Raw genomic sequence first — 16,255 nt, 5'->3', positions numbered from 1 at the left:
GGTTGCCGCCGTGCAGGCGTTCTGCCGGACGCCGAGATCTTGGCATCTTGTCGGGACGCCATATCCTCAACGGCGTGGCGATCTTATTGGCTCGGTCCACGATCAATCGCGACCTCTTAGGTCCCGGGCGGGACCGGCTCAGTGCCCGACGGCGGTGCGTGCGTTGGGTTGTTGCCTCGGTTGTCGTTGTAGGGGTGCCGCATGTTTTAGGCGGCCCGGACATAGGGGTGGCCCCGAATCGGGTCGTCGATGGGCACAGGGTAGCTGGGCAGGGCTTCGTCGTCGGGTAGGTCATGGGGGTCTGATTCGGGCCAAGGGTGTGCAGTGATGAAAGAACGCCAGTCCGGCAGCGGGTCCGGGGGTAGCTCCCGGTCTTGCTGCAAGTCAGGGTCTTCGGGCAGCAGGTCCTCGGGCAGGTCCGGATCGTAGCCGGGCGCGGGCGGGTAGGAGACATCCTGGTGCGGAGAGATCGCAGGTGGGATCGCCGAAGACGCGTCCCGGCCCGGGGACTGGTTCCGGTGGGTGATGGTGTCTGGGAGGTGGGGTGGTTCCCAGTCTTGGTGTTCGCTGGGGTATTGCCGTCCGCTGGGTGAGGTCCAGCCGGGTGGATGGTGTTTGTCCGCACGGGTCGGTGTCCAGGCGGCGCCGTGTTTGAGGCGGTGGTGTTTTGGGCAAGGCTGGCCGAGGTTGCTGATTCCGGTCGTGCCGCCCTTTGCCCAGGCGAGCAGGTGGTCGGCTTCGTTGTCCGGAGACTGGTTGCCGCAGCCCGGGAACGGGCACTTGCCATCACGCAGCCGCAACCATTGCCGCATAGCCTTCGTCAACCGGTAACTCGTCCGCCCGATTTCCAACGGCGCACCGTCCCGCGGATCGGTCAGGACCCGGTAAAACGACCCCGCCCCGCCCGCGACTAAATCCCTGGCCATCGACGGCGGGATCGGCCCGTACCCGTCCAGCATCGCCGCTTCCTCCGTCACGCCCAGCAATGAGAGCACCGGCACCGTGACAAGCACCTGGGCCCGCGGCACCGGAACCGTCTGGCACACCCCGCCATTAGAAACGGTCTCGTGCGGTACGCCATCCGGAATGACGTCGGCACCACCGGGGAGTCCGGGCACGGTGTCGGGGAGCCTTGGTCCGTTGCGGAGGATATCGGCGTCGCCGGTTCCGCGGTCGGGAAGTCCAGGTACGCCGTCGTCGTCAGTTGCCTCCAGGTTGCGGAGCGCGCTGCCGGCCACGTGAGCACCATCCGAGGGAGCGCTGCCGGGCACGTGAGCACCAGCCGGCGGTGCGCTGCCGGGCACGTGAGCACCATCCGAGGGCGCGCTGCCGGGCACGGCTACATCAGTGGTGGGTGCGCTGCCGGGCACGGCTACATCATTGGTGGGTGCGCTGCCGGGCACGGCTACATCAGTGGTGGGTGCGCTGCCGGGCACGGCTACATCATTGGTGGGTGCGCTGCCGGGCACGGCGATACCAACGGTGGGTGCGCCGCCGGCCACGTCAGCACCATTCGAGGGCACACTAGCGAGCACGGCTACACCAGTGGCGGGGGCGCTGCTGCCCTTGACTCCGGGACCGCCGTCGGGCAGTCCACCTACGCGGGGTAGTTCGTTGGTGGTGAGGAGCCAGGTGGCAGTGATGTCGGCGCGGAGTTGGGCCAGGGTGCGGGGTTCGTTGCGGCCTTGGCAGGCGCGAGCGGCGGCGGTGGTCCGGTTCCAGATCCCGGCCGCGGTCCCGGCCGGCAGGTAGGCCGAGAGCCAGGCCATCCCGTCGGCGTCGGGGACGTATTCGACTCTGCGGTCGCGGACACTTTTGGCGTGGCGTTCTTCGATGCTGTCCCGGTGGTGCCGTTCCCGCCAGGTACGCACCTTGGCCCGGAACCGTGCCGGCACCAATTCCCCGGCAGAATTCGCTAGGGCAGGGGTGTCCGGGTGCAGGAAATGTTCCTCCAACGACGCCGCTCCGGCACGGTCCAGGGTCGCGGTTTGGTCGATGATGATCCGGGCGTGCTGCCAGGAAATCCTCCCCGCACTGAGCGCGGCCGCGGTCAATGGCAGACCAGTGAGGGCGTGGGCGTCACCGATCAGTCCGGACGCGGTGCGTTCGGACACGGTCAGCACGCACGCGATCTCCGCCACCACGGACAGTTCCTGCGCCGTCGCCTCGGCAGGGGAGCCTGCGGACGGTGCCAACCCCCTGGCCGCGTCCACATACTGCGTGAGCAGCCGGGCCTTTAACGCCGCCGTCCTGGCCTCCAAACGCGCCACCTCCGCCAACGCATCCAGACACCCATCCGCCATCACCCGCAACGGATCAGAATCTTCCAACGCTCCAGCATCGGCACCGAATGACGCCGAGTCCAGGGAATCGGACGTGCAGGCGCCGCGGGAAGGTTCCAGGCCCTGGGCCCCGGCACGGGAAGACTCTGAGTCAAGGGCACCAAAACCGGCTCCGGACGTGCAGGCGCCGCGGGAAGGTTCCAGGCCTTGCGCATCGGCACCGAATGACGCCGAGTCCGGGGAATCGGACGTGCAGGCGCCGCGGGAAGGTTCCAGGCCCTGGGCCCGGGCGCGGGAAGACCCTGAGTCAAGGGCACCAAAACCGGTCCCGGCTGGTTTAGCCGCACCAATTGGTTCAACCGCGGCATCTGGTCCCGAACCGCTGGCCCTGCCGTCGGGAGCAGCCACGCGGCGGCCGCCGACTACCCCGTCGAGACCGGACACGCCGTCTGAACCAGCCACGCCAGACGGATTGGTCGCACCGGTCACGAGCGAAGAAAGCACAGCGACGGACGCCGCAACAGCCTCAACTGCCGCCGCGCCCTCCGCGCTCCACGCTGCCCCTCGCTCCATACCTCCAGCCTGCCAAAGGGGTACGACAAAATAAGGCTCGCCAACTACGCGGCCATCGAAGAGGCCGGAGATGTCCCGTTCTCCGCTTTCGCGATTTGAGTCGCGACATAGTCCTCCCATAAGGCGAACAAATGCTCCCAGTTGACGATTCAACTGTGATGGTCCACGCCCGGAAAGGCCAGTGAAGCGATGCGGCTGACAGTGTTCCTGACCGATTTTGACCAGACTCCTACGGCGGCGCGCCGGCAAATCACGGCCTGTCGGACGCTCGTGGACCCAAAGAGGGTCAGGAACAGAGTCACCCAGCCGTACGCAGGCGCGGCCGCGGAAGGCCTTGGCCCAGTCAAAGAGCGAATCGTGCACGCGACGGCGATCGAATTATTCTCCTGCCGCTGACGTAGCGGCCCGCAGGATCTCGCGCCGAACAACCCGCCGCCGCGCAAAATGGGGGGCCGGCGGCGTCTGGGGTAGAGAGCCCCGAGCCCCGGGCTCCAGGGGCCCTCCCGCCGTCGGCCCCGTCTTTGCCGGTCCCGTAGGGCCGGTAGCTCATCGACTGCCGGATGTTCTATTAGTAATATTCAACCGCGAACGCGGCTCCAAGGCACGAGTATCGCCTACTTGTTTTCCGGCCGCCGTTCACCCAAGCCGACTTTCCTTCCAGTTAAGCTGACCTTGGCCGCTTGGGGAGGGAAATCCGGTCAAAATCGTTCGCGGCCACCACGGTGGTTGCTCCAGAGCGTGCACTGGCCTGTTCGGCGAGCACTCCGACGTCGGGGTAGCGCGACGAAAAGTGGGTGAGGACAAGAGCGCCGGCGCCGGAAGTGGCCGCCAGGGAGCCGGCCTGCCCGGCGGTGAGGTGGCGATAATGCGCCGCGAGCCCGGCGTCGTGGTCGCTGAAGGTGGACTCCGCGACGAGGAGGTCGACGCCGTCGGCCAGCTCCTCAGCGCCGGCGCAAGGTTCAGTGTCCATGACGAAGGCAAAACCTTGCCCGGCCCTCGGAACGCTTACATCCTCCAAACGCACACCACGCAAGCTGCCTTCGCGCAGTAAGCGTGCGATGTCGGGTCCTGCGATCCCGGCAGCGGCCAACCGCGCGGGGAGGAGGCGCCTGCCATCGGGCTCGGTCAGCCGGTAACCGAAGGCTTCGATCCGGTGCAGGAGGGGCCGCACCTCCAGGCCGGGGGCGACTTCTCCCGAACTGCCATGCGCATGGAGCCGAAGGTCCAGGCCCGGGGTCGCGACAGAGAGCAGCGCACGGATCGCGTCTTCGCCGGAGGCGGGATAGTGCAGGTGGACAGGATGTTGCACTCCGTCCAGAACCATGCGCGACACCACTCCGGGCAAGCCGAGGCAATGATCGCCGTGGACGTGGGTAATGCAAATGCGTGTGATCTTGTTCGACGAGACGCCGGCGTGGATCATTTGTCGCTGCGTCCCTTCTCCGGGGTCGAAGAGGTAGCCTTCGCGGTCCCAGATGAGGACGTAGCCGTTCTGGTTGCGCTCCCGGGTAGGAACGTGGGAAGAAGTGCCAAGCACCACGAATTCGCGCATGGAGTCGAGTCTCCCACCGCTTGGCGCGCAAGTCCCGGCCTCTCCATGCACCTGGCCAATTCGTTGAGGCCGAGCAGGCTGCGAAAGAATGTCTGCATGAGTGAGGCCGCTGAGTTCATCGATGAGACTTTGCAGAGGGAGAGCTCGTGGCTCCGGGCTGAAGAGACCGAAGCTCGGCTCGGAACAGACCTGCGATTCTATGGTTCGTCGGTAGGTGCTATTCGCGGAACCGTGCGTGACGCGCTGCGGCGCCACCCGGACCTCACGCACGATGACATCACCATGTTGAGCTCGGAACTGTGGGAGCTTCCGGTCTATGAGCGTCGCCTCGCTGCCGTTGTGCTGTTGCAGTCCAAAGTCCGTTTGCTCAATAACACCGACCTGACGCGCCTTGAGGGATTTGTCCGCGAGTCGCGCGTCCGCGAACTCGTGGATCCCCTCGCGGCAGATGTGATCGGACCCTTGATCGCGGGGCTGGAAGGTCAAGCGAAGGCCCGTGCCGAGGGCGTCCGGCAGCGTTGGTTGACCGGGTCCGACAAGTGGCTTCGCCGCGCGGCCCTGATGTCGCCGCTGGCTGGCCTCCGCTCCGGAGGAGGGGACTGGGATGCCTTCGTCAAGGACACCTCCTCGGCGCTCGATGCCGCCCGGGACAGGGAAGATGAAGCGGAAGTCCGCGACGCAGTTTCCACCATTTTGGCTGAATTGGCGAAACGCCGGCCGGAGTTGCAATTCCCTCCGTCAGTTGCGTGAGTCGCGGTTTGTTGTGGAGTCGCGCAGCGGAGGTCCGCCGGCCAGTTCGGCTTCGATGAGTTCGATGCTGGGCAGGTTGGAAGCGAATTCCTCCGGCATCGATTCCATGATTTCCGTCTTCCACTCCGAGACTCCGATTGGCATGGATGTAGTTCGCAGGGCGTATTCAGCTACCAGGCTGTCTTTTGATTTGCACAACAAGAGCCCGATTGTCGGTTTGTCATCGGGGTGGGCCAACAAATCGTCCACGGCCGCCATGTACATGCCGAGCTGGCCGAGGTATCCCGGCTTGAAGTCCGTGGCCTTGAGCTCGATTACCACGAAGCAGCGTAGCTTGAAGTTGTAGAAAAGCAGGTCCGCGAAGAACTCCTGGTCATTGATGAGGAGCCGGACCTGGCGCCCGACGTAGGCGAAACCGTGCCCGAGTTCCAAGAGGAATTTCTCGACGTGCTTGACCAATTGCGATTCCAATTCACGTTCGTTGCGCCGGTCCGTCATGGCGACGAAGTCGAAGACGTACGGGTCTTTGGTGGCTTCCTGCGTCAGATCGGAATCGACTGGCGGCAAGGTGGAGCCAAAGTTGCTGATGGCCTTGCCCGAACGTTCCATGCGTTTGGTCTCGATGTGGTGGACCAGCACGTTCCGTGACCAGCCGTGTTCGACGGCGGCAGCTGCGTACCAGAGGCGGCTTTCGGGATCGCTGAGCTTCTGGATCAAGGAGATCTGATGGACCCAGGGCAATTGTGCAATGCGTTGCACAATTGCATAGTCCGGCCACGCTTCGGCAAATGCGCGCATGTATTTGAGGTTGCGGGGAGAAAAGCCGGCAGACCCGGGGAACGCGGACTGGAGGTCGGCGGAGAGCCGGTCGATGACTTTTGCGCCCCACCCCTCACTGCCTTGCCGATCGAGAATGAGCTTGCCGATCGCCCAATTTGTGGCGATGAGTTCGCGGTTGACGGCGGTTGTAGCCGCACGCCGGCCAAGCTCAACCCTTTGCGAGATGGAGTCGAGTAGCTCGTTGTACCACCCGGGCATGGTGCTTCTTGCCGGAGTGCCCGGAAAAGAAGCGCGCCCGGAATGCTTGCGCGTGCCCGGTCCGGTGTCCACCTCAGTGGACGGGCTGCTCTGCACCCCTCGACTCGACATGCTGGTCTCCCTCCTCGACCTGTTGGCCTTGTTCGATCACGGTTGGTTCCGGAACTTCCGAATGCTGTTATTGAAGTTAGCGAGGGGGTCGGACATTGAAGGCAACGGACCATCGGCGCGTAGGACAAGTCCCGCACAATAGGTCAACGCGCCCTGTTCCTTCTCCGGGCCGGGACTCGTAATCTGATCCTGGGAGGTGGTTCCTGTGGAAGCAGCCCAGGGAGATCGCATCATCATTCATGGCAGGACGGTCGGCGCGTCGGACCGGCACGGAGAGATCATCGAAGTCCGAGGTGACAACGGTGCCCCGCCGTATTTCGTGCGCTTTGACGACGGCCACGAAACCATCCTGTATCCGGGAGGCGATTTCAGCGTCGATCACTCAAGCCGGACAGGATAGGGAAGCAGCCGGACAGCCTAGGGAAGCAGCCCGCCAGGCTAGGGAACGGCCCACCAGGATAGGGAAGCAGCCGGACAGGCTAGGGAAGCAGCCCACCAGGCTAGGGAAGCAGCCCACCAGGATAGGGAAGCAGCCCGCCAGGCCAAGGCCCAAGCCTGCGTCCGGCAGTGAGGTAAGGTAAGACTTACTTTGCTGATGACACCGGGGAGGGCGGCGCGTGGACCAGATCCTGGACCTGCCCTTTGAAGCGGCGCTTGCAGCCCTGTTCGGGGTGGTGATGCTCCGCGTCAACGCTACGTATTGGATCGGCAGGAGCGCGGCAGCGGGCGTCGAACGCACGCGATTCGCCGCCGCATTGAAGGGCCCGCAAGCAGCCAAAGCCCAAGTCCTGATACAGCGCTTGGGTCCCTACGCCGTCGTACTGACCTTCCTGACAATCGGACTCCAGACCGCCGTCAACTTCGCGGCCGGTGCCGCGAGGATGCCGCTGCGGCGTTACCTCCCCGCAGCAATCGCGGGTTCAGCGATTTGGGCGTTCGTCTATGCCACGATCGGGCTTGCGGCCATCGACGCTTGGCTCACAGTCATGGCGGCCTCGCCACTGAGTGCGCTCATTCTCGCCCTTGCGCTTGTGGGTACCGTCCTGGGAGCGGTTGTTTGGCGCAGGCGGCGGGCAGCCGAGGCCCGGGGACAAGGAATCCCGGAACAGGCAAAACCGGAACAGGACCTTCGGGGGGATACAGTGGCTCCAGAAGATACAGTGGTCTGAGTTTCCACTTCCGGCCAGCGAAAGGGCGAGCGTGGGTATTGAGCTTCCGGAACTTGCGGAAGGCGATTTCTACTACGAATCGCAGGGAGGTGGACGGTTCAGGTCCACTATTCACGCCCAAGGTGCGTGGAACCCACAAGAGCAGCACATGGCCCCGGCGTCGGGCATCATGGCCGATGCGCTTCTCCGCCATGAGCCGCGCGGGGACGTCCGCATGGCCCGGCTGAGCTACGAGATCCTGGGCCTCATTCCCGGTGGCGAGTTCGAGGTCACCACCAAGACTTTGCGCCCCGGCAGGACCATCGAACTGGTCCAGGCGGAACTCACGGCGGCTGGTCGGGTGGCGATCCGTGCCACCGCTTGGCGAATGGCGACGAGCGACACAAGCGCCGTAGCCGCCATCGAGGACTTCCCGATGCCCGCACCGGATGAATGCAAACCGTGGGACGGCGCGAGTGTGTGGCCGGGCGGCTACATCCGGTCACTCGAAATGAGGATCGCCGAAGGACACCGCTCAGGTTCGGGGAAGGTCTGGATCCGCACCGACCACCCCCTCACCGATGCTGATGACAGCAGCGACGTCGCGAGGCTCGTAGGACTCGTGGATACCGCTAACGGCATCGCTGCCCGGGTGTCACCTGGCAAGAACAGCTACATCTTTCCCAACCTCGACCTCCAGATCCACATGTATCGCGAGCCTGGGGGCGAGTGGCTCGGAGTGGACAACATGGTCTCCTTTGGAAGCGACGGCATTGGGCTGACGTCCTCGGTCCTGCACGACCTCGAGGGACCGTTCGGCCGCGCCGAACAGATCCTCACATTGAGGAAGAGCTGATGGCCGCCGAGATGCAGGGAGCAAATCGTACGCTCACCGTGGTCCGCCAGCAGGAATCGCTTGGCGCCACCGAGGACCTCGACTTCGGGATAGAACTGCTCAATCGCGCGCGCAGGGGACTCCTGGCGCCCACGCTGCGGCTGTACCGGCCGCAGCCCACGGTTGCGTTCGGCCAACGCGATGCCAAGCTGGCGGGATTCCCGGCGGCCTCCGAGGCCTGCCGCGAACTTGGTTTCGAGCCACTGATCCGCAAAGCCGGGGGACGGGCCGCCGCCTACCACCGGGGCACCCTGGTGATCGACCACGTTGAGCCGCACGCGGACGCAATCGCCGGGGCGAAGGCGCGGTTCGCACTCTTTGGCGAGCTACTGGCGGGCGCGCTCCGCCGGGTAGGACTCCACGCCGGCGTAGGGGAAATTCCCGGCGAGTACTGCCCGGGTGAATTCAGCGTCCACGGGCTTGACCCGGACTTCCCCGCCCACCAGATCAAGCTGATCGGGACCGCGCAGCGCGTGGTGTCCGGCGGTTGGCTCTTCAGTTCGGTGGTTGTCGTGGAGGACTCGGCGCCCATCCGCGCGGTCTTGACTGCGAGCTATGAGGCTTTAGGCCTCGAATGGGATCCTTCAACGGCAGGGGCGGCCAACGACCTTCTGCCCCAATTGGATGTGCCGGCCGTCGAGGATGCGATTATCGCGGCTTATTCGGAATACGCGGAATTGCTCGACGGCGACTTCCGGAGCCTGATGCCGTCAGCCAGCACTGCGCCGTCAGCCAGCACTGCGCCGGCGGCGAGCACACTGCCGGCGGCGAGCACACTGCCGGCGGCGAGCACACTGCCGACAGGGAGCCCGGTGCCGCCCCAATAGGGCGGCACCGTACACGCAGCCCCCGCCAGCACGCTGCTCTCTCAGGCCGCGAGGCGTGCTTCAACCTCGGCCGCGGACGGGTTCGTCGCGGCGGAACCGTCCGGGAACAAGACGGTGGGAACGGTCTGGTTGCCTCCGTTGAGCTTCTCCACGAGTTCGGCGGTGCCGTCAACCTCTTCGATGTTGATTTCGTTGTAGCCAATGCCCTTGGCGTCCAACTGCTTCTTCAAGCGGTTGCAGTAGCCGCACCACGTGGTCGAGAACATGGTGATGGTGCCGGCTTCGGGAGTGAAGTCCACGGATTTCTCCTGTCGATGCTTTAACGAACTGTTCGCATCAACGGTAACCCGGTGCCGGCTATTCCTTGGAGCGCATGTGTCACATGACACGCACGGCCCACGGAGACGTCGAGGCGGCGCTCAAACGGTGACTTTTCCGCCGTCGTCGACCGTCCAGGTCGGGTTGTAGGCGATCTCCCAGCGGAACCCGTCCGGGTCCGCGAAGTATCCGGTGTATCCGCCCCAAGGCTGGGACTTCGGGGGAGCGACGACGACGGCGCCGGCGGCCCGCGCTTCGGACATCATCCGGTCCACTTCTTCGGGACCGGAGACGTTATGGCTCAAAGTGATGCACGGGACACCCGTGGGTGGGTCGACGGCGGCTTCCCCTTGCATCTGCTCCACGTTCCACAAGGACAGCATCAGTCCGTGGTTCACCTGGAGGAAGAGGACATCCCCTGGATACTCGGCGTGGACCGGCCAGCCAAGGCCGTCCACATAGAAACGGCGCGACGCATCGACGTCGCGCACGCCCAAAGAGATGAAATCGACGCGCGGTTCCACAGGGTCAGGACCGAACCTAGATGGCCTCGTTGACGGCGACGCCCGATTGGAAATCCCGGCCGTCCGCTTCACTGAAGGCCGTCATCACGTGCCCTTTGCCAAGGCCGTTGATCGCGGAAAGGGGGAAATGGCCTGTGATGGTGCTTCCCTCGTGTTCCACGCCCTTGAGGTCGTAGTTCTCTTCGGCGCTTTGGTCATGGTTGAACGAGAAGAAGGCAATCGCCTCCCCGTTCATGAATTCGATGCCCAGTCTTCGCTGGGAGGAGTAGTCGGGACTCGCCGCGACCAGGCCCACAACGTACGCGCCGGAACCGGGGATGTTGCCCTCGATCTCGAACTTGGCCACGAGCGTGGCTTCCGTGGCGGTGATGCTGGCCTGCTTCAGAAGTGCGTCATCGTTGCTCATGGCTCAATCCTGCTCTGTGCGCCTCCCGCCGTCCACCCCTGATCCAGGAAATTGTCCGAGCTGATCCCCGGCCGGGACGCTCACGGTTGGATGGCCAAAAAGTGCCCCTGAGCAGCGGGAAGGCCTGTTCATACAGGTACCGGCAGGCCCTCCCATGCGCATGGCCGCGATTCTAGGGTGGAATGCATGGATCGACCGATTGAACCCCGCCAGGGGAGTGCCAAGGCATGAGGCGTTTGCTTGTGCCGTCCGCGGCGTTGTTGTGGGGACTGCAGTTCGCCTTCCTCAATCCGGCCTTGGCCCTCCTCTTGGTGGCCCTCTTCAACGCGACTCCGGCCGAGGTGGGCTGGGTGCTTGCTGTCTACAATGCGAGCGGGTTCGTTGCCTCGCTTCTTTTGCCCGCTTATGCAGACCGTGCAAAGGACTACTTGCGGCCCATGTTGGCCTGCGGGGCACTGACGCTGGCGTTGTCCGTGCTGCTCGCGGCCAGCACGGCCCTGCCGCTCGCCGTCGTGGGCTTGATTGTCCTAGGAGGGCCGGCCGGGGTGGGCAGTTCCCTCTTGTTCGCCCAACTCAAGCATTCCGGGGCAGGCCCGGCGGATGTGATGAACATGAGGGCTATTGTTTCGTTCGCCTGGGTCGCGGGGCCGCCCTTGGCAACCCTCATTATGGGGGCGCTGGGCAATCGCGCCATCTTGCTGGCCCTCGCCGCAGTGGCGATCCTGAACGTCGCCACCACGGCGGCCATGCTGAAGCGGCGGCGCCCCGTTGACGCGGACGACCAGCCGCGTCACGAGGACCCCGACGGCGGCCGCGGCTTCTCGAAGGCGGGAGTCGCCGCCGTCGTTATCGGCTTTATCGCCTTGCAGGCGACCAATAGCGCGGCCGTATCGATCATGGGACTGTTCGTCACCCAGGGGATTGGTGCCGACGTCGTGTGGGCGGGAATTGCGCTGGGTGTCTCGGCTGCGCTCGAAATTCCGGCGCTCTTCCTGATCGGAAGGCTGGCCCGCCGTTTCTCCAGCCGGGCGCTCATCGCCTCGGGCTGCGTGGCAGGAATCGCCTACTACGGATTGATGGCTTTCGTTGGCAACCCCGCCGCGCTGATAGCACTGCAAGTATTGAACGCCTGGTTCTTCGGCATCGTGGCGGGCGTGGGCCTGACGCTTTTCCAGCGGTTGATCCCGCGGCCCGGCCTCGCTTCAGGCCTCTACACCAACACTCGGCGCCTTGGCGCTATCGTCTCCGGTCCGATCATCGCGTTCGGTTCGACGACGGCGATCGGCTACCCGGGTGTCTTCGCTGCTTGTGCCGCGCTCACTGTTCTGGCGCTGGCGCTCATAGTGCTGAGCGGCAGGAAGGCAGGCGGCGCTCCGCCGACGGAGCGACAGGCCGAAGCGGTGCCGCCGGCCGCAGCGTCATCGTGATGCTAACGGCGAACTCGCACCAAACGCAGGGCGATGCCCACGGCGAACATCAAGACGCCGAGCCCTGCCGATAGCGGCGGAAGCGTGGCGATGAGGACCACGCAAGCCACCGCGCCGAAGACCTGGAGCGCCTTCGGGTATCGACGGTCCTTGGCCGGTTGGGTGAACGCGGCGATGTTGGCCACCAAATAGTAGATAAGCACGCCGAACGATGAGAAGCCGATCGCCCCACGCAGGTCCGCGACGCTGATGATCACGCAAATCGCCGCCGCAAGGGCGATCTCGGCCTTGTGGGGAACGCGGTAGCGGGGGTGGACCGCCGCGAGCCAGTGCGGCAAGTCATGGTGACGGGCCATCGCCAAGGTTGTCCGGCCCAGTCCCGCGATGAGGGCGAGGAGGGCGCCTAAGGAAGCAACAGCGGCCCCGACCCGCACCACGGGTGCGGCCCAGGAGAGGGAACCGTGCCCGACGGCGGCCACCAGCGGTGCCGCCGTGGCCGCTATACCGTCCGGGCCAAGCGTCGCCAACAGCGTCAGTGCAATGGCCGCGTAAACCACCACGGTGATTCCCAGCGCGATCCCGATAGCGCGCGGAATGGCGCGACGCGGGTTCCTGACTTCTTCTCCCATGGTCGCGATCCTCGCGTAACCCGCGAAGGCGAAGAACAGAAGCCCGGCCGATTGCAGGATCCCGTACCAGCCATGCGCGAGGAGCCCGTCTCCGGGGACGTTGCCCAGCGTGGGTGCGGAACCGCCCCAGCACGCGGCCACCGCTACGGCGAGGGCGGCCAGGACAGCGATCACGAGGACGCGCGTGAGGCCTGCCGTACGGGTGACACCGTGGTAGTTCACAGCGGCAAGGATGACGACGGCGGCAATCGCCATGGGACGCTCCCACCCGGCCGGTGCCGCGTAGGCTGCAAAGGTCATGGCCATGGCGGCGGCGCTGGCGGTCTTTCCGATCACGAACCCCCATCCGGCCAGGTATCCGGGCCAGGGCCCCAATCGCTCGCGTCCGTAAATGTACGTTCCGCCGGACGTCGGGTAGGCGGCAGCGAGCTGGGCGGACGACGTCGCGTTGCAGAAGGCCACAATGGCCGCGGCGGCCAATGCAATGAGTAGTCCGGAGCCGGCGGCGGCAGCAGCCGGGGTAAACGCGGCAAACACTCCCGCACCGATCATCGAGCCTAGCCCGATCAAAACCGCGTCAAAGGTACCCAGCCGCCTGGCCAGGGTTGGGGGATTGCTCATCGGGGTTCCTCCTGGGCTCGCCCCCAGCCTACGTCCCTTGAGGGGGCCTAAGACTTCCCTGTGACGGTCAGCACGATCAAGACGCAGTTGAGGCCAACGATGAGCGCTGCGCTGGACCATCCAGCGATTTTCAAGGCGGGAGAATCGGCATGGATGCCCATGACCTCGCGTTTTCCGGTCAACCTGATCAGGGGGATCAAGGCGAACGGAATGCCGAAGCTTAACAGGACCTGGCTCAAGACCAATGCCAAAGTCGGTTCGATTCCCGCTCCGAGGATGATCAAGGCCGGGACGAGCGTGATGACCCGGCGAAGCAGCAACGGCACGCGGAACTTGAGCAGTCCGCCCATGATGGTGGCCCCGGCGTAGCATCCCACGGAGGTCGAGGCCAGGCCGGACGCGAGGAGGCCCACCCCGAACGCGACTCCGATTGCAGGGCCCAACGCGGAGGTGACTGCCGCGTGGGCGCCGGCGATGGTGTTGGTCCCCTCGACGCCGCGCAGGCTGGTGGCGGCCAGCAGGAGCATGGCGACGTTGACGATTCCTGCGAGGAGGAGGGCGCCGATGACATCCACGCGGGTTGTGCGGATGAGCCTGGTCCGTACAACAGGGTCCGCCGAGAAGCCGTGCCTGTCCCTCGCGAGGGCAGAGTGCACGTAGATCGCGTGTGGCATGACGGTGGCCCCCAGCATGCTGGCCGCGAGGAGGACGGTGTCAGGGCCTTCGAACCGCGGCACCAGGCCGGACAGGACGCCTCCGGCCTGCGGAGGGCTGACGAGCAGCCCCGACACGAATCCGACGGCGATGACCGCGAGGAGCGCGATGATGGCGGATTCGAATGTCTTCTGGCCCCGTGATGATTGGAGTGTCAAGATCAGCATGGACGCGAACCCGATGATCACTCCGCCCAAGAGGAGCGGCACGCCGAAAAGGAGGTTGAGCGCCACGGCGCCGCCAATGACCTCGGCCATGTCCGTGGCTCCCGCGACGAGTTCCGCCTGTGCCCAGTAAAGCCTGCGTTGGCGGGTGCCGAGCCTCTTGCCGAGGAGTTCGGGGAGGCTGTGGCCGGTGGCCAAGCCAAGCTTTGCCGATTGGTACTGCACGAGGACCGCCATGATGTTGGCGGCGACCAACACCCAGACGAGCAGGTATCCGTAGTTCGCGCCCGCCGTGAGGTTCGCTGCGACGTTTCCCGGATCAACATAGGCAATTGCCGCCACGAAAGCCGGACCCAGCAAGAGCAGCCTGGAACGCCACCGCGAAGTGGTTACAGGTGGCCGGGCGAGGGTGGAAGCCATGGTTTCCTCATCATCGGGGATACGGACACAATGAGGATACCGCAAATTTAGGTGCACCGAAAAGCTATTTTTAGGCGCACTGTATGAATGCCGGAACTGCCACTCCTTTCTGCGTCCGGTTCGGGTTCACGCGTGGGTGGTTTCTTCCACCAGTGCAGTGGCGATGCTGTCCGCATCATCAAGGGCGGCCAGATACCGTTCGGCGTCCAAAGCGGCCGAGCAACCTGTGCCTGCCGCTGTGATGGCCTGCCGGTAGCGATGGTCGACGGCGTCGCCACAGGCGAAGACGCCGGCGAGGTTTGTCACCGTGGTGGGCGAGTCCACCCTGATATAGCCCTCGTCGTCCAGTTCCACCTGGCCTTCGACGAGGTCCGTGCGCGGGACATGTCCAATGGCCACGAAAATTCCGGTGGCTGGATGCTCACGTGTTTCACCGCTCCGGGTATCAGTAATGGTGACCCCGCTGACCTTGGTGTCCCCGTGGATCGCGGTGATGGCCGAGTTCCAGGCAAAGCGGATCTTTGGATTGCCCTTGGCCCGCTGCGCCATGATCCGCGAGGCACGCAGCTGTTCGCGCCTCACAACCACTGTGACCGACGTCGCGAAGCGGGTGAGGAACATCGCTTCCTCCATGGCGGAGTCCCCGCCGCCCACCACAATGATGTCCTGCTCCCGGAAGAAAAAGCCGTCGCACGTAGCGCACCAGGAGACGCCATGCCCGCTGAGCTTTTTCTCCTCCGGCAAGCCGAGTTCCTTATAAGCGGAACCGGTCGCCAGGATCACGGCCGGTGCCTGATGGGTTTTACCACCTCCGGTGACCACGCTCTTAAGGTGGCCGGACAACCGGACCGCCGTGACGTCGTCGAACACTATCTTGGCGCCGAACCGTTCCGCCTGCTCCTGAAGGCCGTCCATGAGCTCCGGCCCCTGGATACCTGCCGGGAACCCTGGAAAGTTCTCTACTTCGGTGGTGTTCATCAGGGCACCGCCGGCCGTCACGGATCCGGCGAGGACCAGCGGGCTCAGGCCCGCACGCGCGGCGTAAATTGCCGCCGTGTAGCCGGCAGGGCCGGAACCGATGATGATGAGCTGCTCGTTACTCATGGGACACTCCTGGCCAGGAACGGAAGTAGCGTTTCCACGGAGCATAGTGCCGGGTGAGCGGGCTGGACAATGGTCTGTCGCTTCGCGGGGGAGGCCCGCGCGGGATCCCGCGAGTTCCCTTTACTCTTGGTGCGCCGCGACGACGTAATGCTCCACGCGGCGGTCCGGCACAAGCCAGATCAAGGCCACCACGGTGTAGGCGGCAACAGCCAGGAGCGGGTGCACGAAGCAGAGCCCCAGACCCGCCAAATAGATCAAGGGCGAGGTCTTGCCCTTCCAGTCGCGTCCAATGGCCAGGGAGAGTGCGCCTTGCCGGCCCTGCTGGCGGATGAACCCCTGCTGCAGGACGAAGTAGGCAACCGCGGCGCAAAGCAGGTTGAATCCGTAAGCCAGCACTGGGACTTCGACGAATCCTGTCTCATCCATCCAGCGCGTGCTGAACGGAAAGAGCGACAGCCAGAACAACAAGTGCAGGTTGGCCCAGAGGATTCCGCCGTTGACGCGGTCGGCCAAATGGATCATGTGGTGGTGGTTGTTCCAGTAGATTCCCACGTAGACGAAGCTAAGCAGGTAGCTGAGGAATGTGGGCAGCACCTCGAGCAGGCCATGCCACGTGGGTTCCGGAGGCACGCGAAGCTCCAGCACCATGATGGTGATGATGATGGCGAGGACGCCGTCGCTGAATGCCTCGAGCCGGTTCTTGTTCATCGGGTTGCCTCCATGAGCACATCATCGTTGGTGGCGCGTCACCT

At 64.8% G+C, this 16,255-nt stretch carries 16 protein-coding genes; 6 read left to right on the top strand and 10 right to left on the bottom strand.

What is annotated here, in order from left to right:
- Nucleotides 1-206 precede the first annotated feature (206 nt).
- Entirely contained in the window at nt 207-2,855 is a 2,649-nt protein-coding gene (locus tag ABCW42_RS12275) for a DUF222 domain-containing protein (protein ID WP_423181516.1), read from the bottom strand.
- Between the two features lie 661 nt (nt 2,856-3,516).
- Nucleotides 3,517-4,407: a ribonuclease Z gene (locus ABCW42_RS12270; protein ID WP_423181515.1), complete on the bottom strand. Its 891-nt coding sequence runs from the start codon at nt 4,405-4,407 to the stop codon at nt 3,517-3,519.
- Nucleotides 4,408-4,503: 96 nt separating this feature from the next.
- Here ABCW42_RS12270 and ABCW42_RS12265 point away from each other — a divergent pair, with 96 nt between their 5' ends.
- Nucleotides 4,504-5,157 (top strand): DNA alkylation repair protein, encoded by a 654-nt coding sequence (locus tag ABCW42_RS12265; protein WP_423181514.1) that lies wholly within the window; start codon nt 4,504-4,506, stop codon nt 5,155-5,157.
- On the opposite strand, the gene ABCW42_RS12260 is transcribed toward ABCW42_RS12265, so the two are convergent.
- On the bottom strand, nt 5,146-6,306 hold the full coding sequence (locus tag ABCW42_RS12260; RefSeq protein ID WP_423181513.1) for a PDDEXK nuclease domain-containing protein: 1,161 nt from the start codon (nt 6,304-6,306) through the stop codon (nt 5,146-5,148). The genes ABCW42_RS12265 and ABCW42_RS12260 overlap by 12 nt on opposite strands.
- Before the next feature lie 205 nt (nt 6,307-6,511).
- Between ABCW42_RS12260 and ABCW42_RS12255 the strand changes: the two genes are divergently transcribed.
- The 4 genes from ABCW42_RS12255 (at nt 6,512) to ABCW42_RS12240 (ending at nt 9,176) form a co-directional block, all read left to right on the top strand.
- Complete coding sequence (locus tag ABCW42_RS12255; protein WP_423181512.1) at nt 6,512-6,706, top strand: DUF1918 domain-containing protein; 195 nt, start codon at nt 6,512-6,514, stop codon at nt 6,704-6,706.
- A 217-nt stretch (nt 6,707-6,923) separates the two neighbouring features.
- A complete protein-coding gene (locus tag ABCW42_RS12250) occupies nt 6,924-7,475 on the top strand; it encodes a DedA family protein (protein ID WP_423181511.1) in 552 nt (183 codons plus the stop codon).
- A 31-nt stretch (nt 7,476-7,506) separates the two neighbouring features.
- A complete protein-coding gene (locus ABCW42_RS12245; RefSeq protein WP_423181510.1) occupies nt 7,507-8,310 on the top strand; it encodes a thioesterase family protein in 804 nt (267 codons plus the stop codon).
- On the top strand, nt 8,310-9,176 hold the full coding sequence (locus ABCW42_RS12240; protein WP_423181509.1) for a lipoate--protein ligase family protein: 867 nt from the start codon (nt 8,310-8,312) through the stop codon (nt 9,174-9,176). The genes ABCW42_RS12245 and ABCW42_RS12240 overlap by 1 nt, the downstream gene beginning before the upstream one ends.
- 41 nt (nt 9,177-9,217) lie before the next feature.
- Here the strand turns inward: ABCW42_RS12240 and ABCW42_RS12235 are convergent, their stop codons facing one another.
- The 3 genes from ABCW42_RS12235 to ABCW42_RS12225 all read right to left on the bottom strand — a co-directional run bounded on the left by ABCW42_RS12235 (nt 9,218) and on the right by ABCW42_RS12225 (nt 10,424).
- Nucleotides 9,218-9,475 carry a mycoredoxin gene (locus tag ABCW42_RS12235; protein ID WP_133203036.1) on the bottom strand — a complete coding sequence of 86 codons (258 nt, stop codon included), beginning with the start codon at nt 9,473-9,475 and terminating at the stop codon, nt 9,218-9,220.
- A 120-nt stretch (nt 9,476-9,595) separates the two neighbouring features.
- Entirely contained in the window at nt 9,596-10,018 is a 423-nt protein-coding gene (locus ABCW42_RS12230) for a VOC family protein (protein WP_423181508.1), read from the bottom strand.
- A gap of 16 nt (nt 10,019-10,034) precedes the next feature.
- Nucleotides 10,035-10,424, bottom strand: coding sequence for a hypothetical protein (locus tag ABCW42_RS12225; protein WP_423181507.1), 390 nt, complete (start codon nt 10,422-10,424; stop codon nt 10,035-10,037).
- 227 nt (nt 10,425-10,651) lie between these two features.
- Here ABCW42_RS12225 and ABCW42_RS12220 point away from each other — a divergent pair, with 227 nt between their 5' ends.
- Entirely contained in the window at nt 10,652-11,851 is a 1,200-nt protein-coding gene (locus tag ABCW42_RS12220; protein ID WP_423181506.1) for an MFS transporter, read from the top strand.
- Nucleotides 11,852-11,853: 2 nt separating this feature from the next.
- On the opposite strand, the gene ABCW42_RS12215 is transcribed toward ABCW42_RS12220, so the two are convergent.
- The 4 genes from ABCW42_RS12215 to ABCW42_RS12200 all read right to left on the bottom strand — a co-directional run bounded on the left by ABCW42_RS12215 (nt 11,854) and on the right by ABCW42_RS12200 (nt 16,211).
- A complete protein-coding gene (locus ABCW42_RS12215; protein WP_423181505.1) occupies nt 11,854-13,101 on the bottom strand; it encodes an APC family permease in 1,248 nt (415 codons plus the stop codon).
- A gap of 47 nt (nt 13,102-13,148) precedes the next feature.
- The gene (locus ABCW42_RS12210) at nt 13,149-14,399 is read right to left on the bottom strand and encodes an Nramp family divalent metal transporter (protein ID WP_423181504.1); all 1,251 of its coding nucleotides are present in this window, start codon (nt 14,397-14,399) and stop codon (nt 13,149-13,151) included.
- 126 nt (nt 14,400-14,525) lie between these two features.
- Nucleotides 14,526-15,503 carry a thioredoxin-disulfide reductase gene (gene trxB / locus ABCW42_RS12205; protein WP_423181503.1) on the bottom strand — a complete coding sequence of 326 codons (978 nt, stop codon included), beginning with the start codon at nt 15,501-15,503 and terminating at the stop codon, nt 14,526-14,528.
- 120 nt (nt 15,504-15,623) lie between these two features.
- Nucleotides 15,624-16,211 (bottom strand): TMEM175 family protein, encoded by a 588-nt coding sequence (locus ABCW42_RS12200; protein WP_423181502.1) that lies wholly within the window; start codon nt 16,209-16,211, stop codon nt 15,624-15,626.
- Nucleotides 16,212-16,255 lie beyond the last annotated feature (44 nt).

Origin of the sequence: Arthrobacter sp. NyZ413 (assembly GCF_049390645.1) — a bacterium.
In the GTDB taxonomy this organism is placed as follows: domain Bacteria; phylum Actinomycetota; class Actinomycetes; order Actinomycetales; family Micrococcaceae; genus Arthrobacter.
Note: the sequence above shows the minus strand (reverse complement) of the source record. Positions and strands in the feature narration are given on the sequence as shown.

Excerpts from the sequence above, each read along its gene's own strand:
- ABCW42_RS12270 (WP_423181515.1), bottom strand. The coding sequence starts at position 4,407 with ATGCGCGAATTCGTGGTGCTTGGCACTTCTTCCCACGTTCCTACCCGG.
- trxB (WP_423181503.1), bottom strand. The coding sequence starts at position 15,503 with ATGAGTAACGAGCAGCTCATCATCATCGGTTCCGGCCCTGCCGGCTAC.
- ABCW42_RS12260 (WP_423181513.1), bottom strand. The coding sequence starts at position 6,306 with ATGTCGAGTCGAGGGGTGCAGAGCAGCCCGTCCACTGAGGTGGACACC.
- ABCW42_RS12200 (WP_423181502.1), bottom strand. The coding sequence starts at position 16,211 with ATGAACAAGAACCGGCTCGAGGCATTCAGCGACGGCGTCCTCGCCATC.
- ABCW42_RS12220 (WP_423181506.1), top strand. The coding sequence starts at position 10,652 with ATGAGGCGTTTGCTTGTGCCGTCCGCGGCGTTGTTGTGGGGACTGCAG.
- ABCW42_RS12240 (WP_423181509.1), top strand. The coding sequence starts at position 8,310 with ATGGCCGCCGAGATGCAGGGAGCAAATCGTACGCTCACCGTGGTCCGC.
- ABCW42_RS12275 (WP_423181516.1), bottom strand. The coding sequence starts at position 2,855 with ATGGAGCGAGGGGCAGCGTGGAGCGCGGAGGGCGCGGCGGCAGTTGAG.
- ABCW42_RS12215 (WP_423181505.1), bottom strand. The coding sequence starts at position 13,101 with ATGAGCAATCCCCCAACCCTGGCCAGGCGGCTGGGTACCTTTGACGCG.
- ABCW42_RS12210 (WP_423181504.1), bottom strand. The coding sequence starts at position 14,399 with ATGGCTTCCACCCTCGCCCGGCCACCTGTAACCACTTCGCGGTGGCGT.
- ABCW42_RS12265 (WP_423181514.1), top strand. The coding sequence starts at position 4,504 with ATGAGTGAGGCCGCTGAGTTCATCGATGAGACTTTGCAGAGGGAGAGC.
- ABCW42_RS12225 (WP_423181507.1), bottom strand. The coding sequence starts at position 10,424 with ATGAGCAACGATGACGCACTTCTGAAGCAGGCCAGCATCACCGCCACG.